At 61.2% G+C, this 1,644-nt stretch carries 1 protein-coding gene; it reads left to right on the forward strand.

Features of this window, described 5'->3' with window-relative positions:
* Nucleotides 1-301: 301 nt before the first annotated feature.
* Nucleotides 302-1,525: an IS256 family transposase gene (locus VMT30_08920; GenBank protein ID HVQ45050.1), complete on the forward strand. Its 1,224-nt coding sequence runs from the start codon at nucleotides 302-304 to the stop codon at nucleotides 1,523-1,525.
* Nucleotides 1,526-1,644: the final 119 nt, after the last annotated feature.

Below are 1,644 nucleotides of genomic sequence, written 5' to 3' on the forward strand. Positions count from 1 at the left end.
GCTCAGGTCGGCTTTCATCAGGTTGGCGTGCTCCAGCTTGGTCAACAGAAGGTTGGCGTGGTTTAAGTCGGCTTCGACCAGAGAGGCGTCATACAGGTTGGCGCCGGCTACGTCGGTGCCCCTCAGGCGGGCTTGATACAGATGGGCGAGGGTAAGGTTGGCATATTGCAGGTCGGCTTGGTCCAGGTTGGCCTGTCGGAGTTCGGCTCCGCTCAGGTTGGCAAGACGGAGGTGCGCGCCGCTGGGGACTGTCGTGAATTTCGTGTGTGAGCGGGCATAATGGGAAAGAAGGAGACCCGGAATGCCCCGACGTAAAGAACCTACGATACCGAATGCGCTTCTCGATCAATTGCTGGCAGGCGGCGACGCGAGTGCGGCGTTCGACCAGGGCGGGCTGCTCGATTCGCTGAAGAAAGCTTTGACCGAGAGAGCGCTGAACGCAGAGATGGATCATCACCTCGCCAGCGACGGCAGCACCGGCAACACCCGCAACGGTTATGGCCGCAAGACGGTGATGACGGACACGGGCAAGCTGGAGCTCGACGTGCCGCGTGACCGCGAGGCGAGCTTCGATCCGCAACTGATCCCCAAATATCAGCGCCGCTTTCCGGGGTTCGACGAGAAGATCGTGTCGATGTATGCGCGCGGCATGAGCACCCGGGAGATCACGGGGCACCTGCAGGAGCTTTACGGGATCGAGGTGTCGCCCGATCTGATCAGCACGGTCACGGATGCCGTGCTCGACGAGGTCGCCGCCTGGCAGCAACGGCCGCTCGATGCGGTTTACCCGCTTGTCTTTTTCGATGCGATCCGCGTCAAGATCCGCGACGAAGGCATGGTCCGCAACAAGGCGATCCATATCGCCCTGGGCGTCCGCGCGGATGGCGGCAAGGAGGTTCTCGGCCTGTGGCTGGAGCAGAATGAAGGGGCCAAATTCTGGCTGCGCGTCATGAACGAGCTGAAGAACCGCGGCGTCGAAGATATCCTGCTTGCGGTTGTCGACGGCCTCAAGGGCTTTCCGGACGCGATCACCGCCGTGTTCCCGGATGCGACCGTTCAGACCTGCATCGTCCATCTGCTGCGCAATTCCATGGACTTCGTGTCCTGGAAGGATCGCAAGGGACTGGCGACGGCGCTGAAGGACATCTATCGCGCCATCGATGCCGACGCCGCTGAAAAGGCGCTGACGGGCTTCGAGGCCGGCCCCTGGGGCCAGCGCTATCCCGCCATCGGCCAAAGCTGGCGGCGGGCATGGGGCGAGGTCATCCCGTTCTTCGCCTTCCCCGAGGAGGTGCGCAGGATCGTCTACACCACAAATGCCATTGAAGCGCTGAACTCAAAGCTCCGGCGCGCCGTCAGGGCCAGGGGCCACTTCCCCAGCGACGATGCCGCCACCAAGCTGCTGTATCTGATCTTGAACCGCTCGGAAAAAGAGTGGAGGATGCCGCCGCGTGAGTGGTCCATGGCAAAAGCTCAATTCGCCGTCATCTTCGGCGAACGCTTCATCAAGGCCATGGCGGCGTAACGTTCAATCGCCCGCTCACACACGGAAATCCTGATAGTCCCGGAACATATGGTCGTGTCATCGTTAGCCATGAGTCAATCTATCGTTTCATCTATCATCGTGCGGCTCAGAAGGATTGC

It is taken from the genome of Candidatus Saccharimonadia bacterium (genome assembly GCA_035544015.1).
Taxonomy (GTDB): domain Bacteria; phylum Patescibacteriota; class Saccharimonadia; order UBA4664; family UBA4664; genus UBA5169.

Excerpts from the sequence above, each read along its gene's own strand:
- VMT30_08920 (HVQ45050.1), top strand. The coding sequence starts at position 302 with ATGCCCCGACGTAAAGAACCTACGATACCGAATGCGCTTCTCGATCAA.